The 5637-nt window shown below is 59.1% G+C and carries 7 protein-coding genes; all 7 read right to left on the bottom strand.

Annotated features, from left to right (window positions below; all coding sequences use genetic code 11):
- Positions 1-131: 131 nt before the first annotated feature.
- On the bottom strand, positions 132-350 hold the full coding sequence (locus V3W31_06210; GenBank protein MEE9614534.1) for a hypothetical protein: 219 nt from the start codon (positions 348-350) through the stop codon (positions 132-134).
- On the bottom strand, positions 347-817 hold the full coding sequence (locus V3W31_06215) for a hydrogenase iron-sulfur subunit (protein ID MEE9614535.1): 471 nt from the start codon (positions 815-817) through the stop codon (positions 347-349). The genes V3W31_06210 and V3W31_06215 overlap by 4 nt, the downstream gene beginning before the upstream one ends.
- Positions 818-841: 24 nt before the next feature.
- Entirely contained in the window at positions 842-2815 is a 1974-nt protein-coding gene (locus V3W31_06220) for a CoB--CoM heterodisulfide reductase iron-sulfur subunit A family protein (GenBank protein ID MEE9614536.1), read from the bottom strand.
- A 1-nt stretch (position 2816) separates the two neighbouring features.
- Positions 2817-3683: a CoB--CoM heterodisulfide reductase iron-sulfur subunit B family protein gene (locus tag V3W31_06225; GenBank protein MEE9614537.1), complete on the bottom strand. Its 867-nt coding sequence runs from the start codon at positions 3681-3683 to the stop codon at positions 2817-2819.
- Between the two features lie 165 nt (positions 3684-3848).
- Entirely contained in the window at positions 3849-4250 is a 402-nt protein-coding gene (locus V3W31_06230; protein ID MEE9614538.1) for a 4Fe-4S dicluster domain-containing protein, read from the bottom strand.
- Positions 4251-4252: 2 nt separating this feature from the next.
- Positions 4253-4816: a Fe-S-containing hydro-lyase gene (locus V3W31_06235; protein ID MEE9614539.1), complete on the bottom strand. Its 564-nt coding sequence runs from the start codon at positions 4814-4816 to the stop codon at positions 4253-4255.
- Positions 4817-4901: 85 nt separating this feature from the next.
- On the bottom strand, positions 4902-5637 hold a 736-nt coding region (locus V3W31_06240), incomplete at its 5' end, for a fumarate hydratase (protein ID MEE9614540.1).

Raw genomic sequence — 5637 nt, forward strand, 5'->3', positions numbered from 1 at the left:
CTCGGGCTTCGTTATAAAGACCGGGGTCGTGCGGGTCTTCCGCCGGTTCCAGCCGTAGCCTATAACGACCTTGACCTCGCCGCCTTCAAGGAGTTTTTTCGCCGTATCCCTTAGTGCTTTTTCCATCTTTATCAGCCGTTCACCTTCATCTTAAGACACTTGACGGCCTTGAGCTGCATGTTCTCGAAGCCGACCTTCTTTATGTGCTCTTCGGTCACGGCCCTAAGGTTCACCACCGTGCTCTCCGGGTCCTTTCCGGTGCTATTCGTATTCAGGTCGGGACAGTAGCCCGTCCACGTCCCGTCCTCCTCCTCGACCAGCAGCAAGCTGACCATTACGTCTTTCTTCATGGCTTGGCCTCCTCGGCGCCTCGCTTAAGATTACGGTACTCCATGAACGGCCCGAGCTCCTTTACCTCGTCGGTCACCTTATTTATGAGGTCCACCCACTTTATAGCCTCCGAGGCCGAGACCCAGGAGAAGTGGAGCCTCCGGGTGTCTATGCCCACGAACTCCATGAGGCCCCTGAAGCCGATCCACCTCCTGCGGGCGTGGTAGTTCCCGGTGGTGTAGTGGCAGTCGCCGGGGTGGCAGCCCGAGACGAGCACTGCGTCGGCGCCGTTCTCGAACGCCTTTATTATAAAAAGCGGGTCTATCCTGCCGGTGCACGGGAGCTTTACTATGCGCACGTTCGGCTTGTACTCCATCCTGCTCGTACCCGCGAGGTCCGCCCCGGCGTAGGTGCACCAGTTGCAGACGAACGCCATTATACGAGGTTCCCAGTCGGTCGTCGGTATGGTTTCTTTTTCCTCTGCCATTTTATCTCCGTTTGCAGTTAACGCTCAGAATGCATTTATCGCCGCATAAACCTGCTCATCGGTATATCCCGCCAGGTCTACGGCCTTACTCCTGCAGGCCGCAACGCACACGCCGCAGCCCTGGCAGAGCCCCGGGTTCACCTGCGCCTGCCACCTTACGGTATTGCCCTTCCTGTCCTTCACCTCTTCCTTGTCTATGGCCGTGTAGGGGCAGGCCGTAACGCAGTCCCAGCAGGCGTTGCAGGTCATCGCGTTTACGTGCGCGGTTATGGGCTCTCTTGCCATCTCGTCGGACGAGAAGAGAGCGAGTATCTTGCTTGCCGAGGCACTCCCCATCATCACGGACTCGGGGATATCCATGGGCCCCATGCACGTGCCGGCGAGGAAGATGCCGGCGGTAACGGTCTCCACGGGCTTCATCTTAGGGTGGTACTCGTTATAGAAGCCGTGCTTGTCGTAGGCTATGCCGAGTGTCTTGGCCACCGTGGCGGCACTTGTCCTCGACACTATGGCCGTGGCGAGCACCACCATGTCGGCCTCTATCTCCACCTGCGAGGCGCTCAGGGTGTCGGCCCCCTGCACGATTATCTTCCCGTCCCTCTCGTAGACCCTTGAGACGCGGCCCCGGAGGTACATGGCGTCGTCGTGCTCTATGGCCCTCCTTACGAACTCCTCGTAGCGCTTACCGCCGGAGCGTATGTCCATGTAGAAGACGTAGGCCTGCCCGTCGTGGACCTTGTGGCGGTAGAGCATGGTGTGCTTGGCCGTGTACATGCAGCAGACCTTCGAGCAGTAGCTGACCCCCTTTGCCTCGTCCCTGGAGCCGACGCACTGGATGAAGACGACGCTCCCGGGCTCCTTGCCGTCCGAGGGCCTCTGTATCTTCCCGCCCGTGGGGCCGGAAGCGGAAGCGAGCCTCTCGAACTGCATCCCGCTTATAACGTCCTTTATCCTTCCGTAGCCGTACTCGCCGAAGCGCTCGTTCGGCATGAGCTGGTATCCGGTGGCGACCACTATGGCGCCGACCTCTTCGGTCAATATTTTGTCTTCCTGTTCGAAGTCTATGCACTGGGGGCCGCAGACCTTGGCGCAAAGCCCGCACTTGTCCTTCTGTATCTTCGGACAGTTCGGCGCGTCTATCACGGGGACGTTCGGCACGGCCTGCGGGAACGGCGTGTAGATGACCTTCCGCTTGTTGAGGCCCATCTCGAACTCGCTGTCCGACTTGAACGGGCACTTCTCCCAGCACGCGCCGCACCCGGTACATTTCTCCTCGTCCACGTACTTGGCCTTGCGTCTTATGCGGACGGAAAAGTTTCCTATATAGCCGTCGACCTTCTCGACCTCGGAGTAGGTATATATCTTTATGTTGTCGTGGAGCTCGGCCTCGACCATCTTCGGGGTGAGGATGCACTGGGAGCAGTCCATCGTCGGGAAGGTCTCGGAGAGCTTCGCCATGTTGCCGCCTATTGAGGGCTCCCGCTCGACGAGGATGACCTCCCTGCCCCCTTCGGCTATGTCGAGCGCGGCCTGTATGCCGGCGATGCCGCCGCCTATGACGAGCGCCCTCTTGTTGACGGGGATGTTTATGGTCTTAAGCGGCCGGTTCTTCTTGAGCCTCTCGATGACCATCCTGGTAAGGTCGACGCTCTTGGCGGTCCCGACCGCCTTCGTCTTATCGGGATGGACCCAGGAGCACTGCTCGCGTATGTTGGCTATCTCGCACTTGTAGGGGTTAATCCCGGCCTTTTCCGAGGCCTTCCTGAAGGTCTTCTCGTGCATGTGCGGGGAGCAGGCCGAGACCACCACGCCGTCGAGGTTGTTTTCCTCTATCGCCTTCTTGAACATATCCTGCCCCGGGGAGGAGCACATGAACTTGTAGCTGCAGGTGTAGACCACGCCGGGGAGTTTTTCCATCTCCTCGGCGACTTCCTTGGTCTCCACGGTACTCTCTATGTTGTTGCCGCACTGGCAGACGAATACGCCTATCCTCGGCATTTCAGACCCCCTTCTCCTTCAGGAGCGGCCTTACGTCCATGGCGTTGCTCTCGAAGCCGAGCGTTGTCTCGTCCTGGCCGAGGGCATAGCCGAGAAGCTGGGTGAAGTAGACGATGGGGACCGGTCTGTAGCCGGCGGTCCCGGCCGCCATGGCCGGCTGGCTCTTCTCGAGGTTATACTGGCAGAGCGGGCAGCTTGTGACTATCACCTCCGCGCCGCGTCCCACGGCCGACTGCATGACGTTCCCCGAAAGCTTTTCCACTATGTCTTCCCTGCCCATGGCCATGTGCGCGCCGCAGCATTCGATCTTATCCGGGAAATCCACCGGCTCGCAGCCGATGGCCTCCAGAAGGTCCTCGAACACCGTCGGGGCCTCGCAGTTGTCTATCCCCATGTCCTCGAAAGGCCTTAAGAGCATGCACCCGTAATAGGCCCCGGCCTTTATCCCCGTAAGCGGCCTCTTCACCGCCGCCTTTACCTTATCGAAGCCGACCTTGTCTCTTAAGACCTCGAAGAAGTGCAGCACGTCGAGGCTGCCGTCGTACTCCTCTTCGATGAAGTCGGTTATGATCCTGCGCTTTTCCTTGTCGTCCCTTACGACCTTGTTGGTGCGCTTAAGCACGTTATAGCAGACGCTGCAGAGGGTGGTTACCGTGTCCCCTTCCTTCCTGGCGTTGGCAAGGACCTTGGTCGGGGCGGTAAGGCCGATTATGTTATCCGGGGTCAGCGGGAAACCCGCGCCGCAGCAGTTCCACTGCTTCAACTCTTCCATCTCGAAGCCGAGGGCCACGGCCGCCGCCCTGGCCGACGTGTCGAAAGGCTTGGCCGTGGTGCTCAGGGTACAGCCCGGATAGTATGGTATTTTCATTGGTTCCATTTGTTTGTAAATAATATGCCGTTTATGTCCAGGGCATGCTTAAAAATGTCCAGATGCTAGGAAGGACGAGGGATTGAACCGCAGCATACTTTCAGTATGTGAGGATTCGATCACGAAGTCCTGACAACGCAGATGGGCGTTTAGAAGCATGCCCCCTCAGCTTACGAATTTACGGAAGCCCGAGACGATAGCCTGCTGCGGCGCGTTCTTAAGGAACGGGAACGGCAGATCCTCTATCTCCTTGTGGTTCTCGCCCTTCCTCAGGACCATCTGCCTGAGCCCCTCGAGGAGCTTTGCCGCGCTGACGCTCTTCGGGCAGCGCGAATAGCACTGCAGGCACCCCACGCAGACCCACATCGTGTTGGCCCTCATCACCTCTTCGAGTTTCCCGAGCTGCAGGAACCTTATCACCTGGCTCGGCGCGATCTCCATCTCGAACGACACCGGACACCCCCCCGAGCAGTTCCCGCACTGGTAGCAGTCCCGGACTTCCTCGCCGGTCATGCGCTCGAGCTGTTGCATGGCCTCGCTCTTGATCTCCTTTTTTTCGAGCTTCATCTTCATGTGCCGACCTTTTTATACTTTTCGACCCCCTGCTTAAAGAGGTCCCCTCCGTGCATGTCGTTAACCACTATGGCCGGGAACTCCTCGACCTCCAACTTCCTTATCGCCTCCGGACCGAGGTCTTCGTAGGCTATGACCTCGGCCTTCTTTATGCTCCCGGCTATGAGCGCGGCCGCCCCGCCGACCGCCGCCATGTAGACGGCCTTGTGCTCCTTCATGGCCTCTATGACCTCCGGGCTCCTCAGTCCCTTGCCTATGGTGGCCTTGAGCCCGAGCGCGAGGAGTTTCGGGGTGAACGGGTCCATCCTGCCGCTCGTCGTCGGCCCGGCCGAGCCTATCACCTGCCCCGGCTTCGGGGGGGTGGGGCCTACATAGTATATAATCTGCCCCTTCGGGTCAAAGGGAAGCTCACCCCCCTTATCCATGAGCTCCACGAGTCTCTTGTGTGCCGCGTCCCTCGCGGTATAGAGGGTCCCGGTTACGAGCACCCTGTCCCCGGCACGGAGCTTTTCGACGTCTTCGTCCGTAAGCGGGGGCGTTATCCTTATCGGCTCGGGCATGAATGGTTACCAGTTATCCGTTATCGGGTATCAGGTTCCGGTTTTTTTGCCTTTAACTGATACCCGGCAACCGGAAACCGATAACTTATATTATCACTTCCTTGTGCCTGGCGGCGTGGCACTGGATATTAACGGCCACGGGAAGGCTCGCTATATGGCAGGGGACGGACTCTATATGGACAGCGAGGGCGGTGGTGGTGCCTCCGAAACCCATGGGACCTATGCCAAGCGAATTTATCTCCCGAAGCAGCTCCCCTTCGAGTACAGCATGCTCTTTATCCTTGCCGGGGGACCCGATCTTCCTCAAGAGCGCCTTCTTGGCCAGTATCGCAGAGACCTCGAAGTTCCCGCCGATCCCCACACCCACGATTATGGGAGGGCACGGGTTCCCGCCCGCCTCCCTTATCGTCTCAACCACGAACTCCTTTATACCCTCGACCCCAGAGGTAGCCCTGAGCATCTTAAGCCTGCTCATGTTCTCGCTTCCCGCCCCCTTGGGTGCGAAGCGTATCGTTAACCTGTCCCCGTCGGTAACGGTCGTGTGCACGACGGCCGGGGTATTGTCGCCCGTGTTCTTCCTCGAAAACGGGTCGCAGACGGACTTCCTCAGGTAACCCTCTTCGTAGCCCTGCCTTACCCCCTCGTCTATGGCCTCATAGAGCGGGCCGTCTATAGTTAGCTCCCGGCCCACGTCAACGAAGAATACGGCAACCCCGGTATCCTGGCACATGGGAACGTTTTCAGCGGCGGCCAGCTCGAAGTTTTTGACTATCTGGCCGAGGACGTCTTTGCCGAGCGGCGAGCCTTCCGAGGCCGCGGCG

The sequence above is a fragment of the Thermodesulfobacteriota bacterium genome (assembly GCA_036482575.1).
GTDB lineage: Bacteria > Desulfobacterota > GWC2-55-46 > GWC2-55-46 > JAUVFY01 > JAZGJJ01.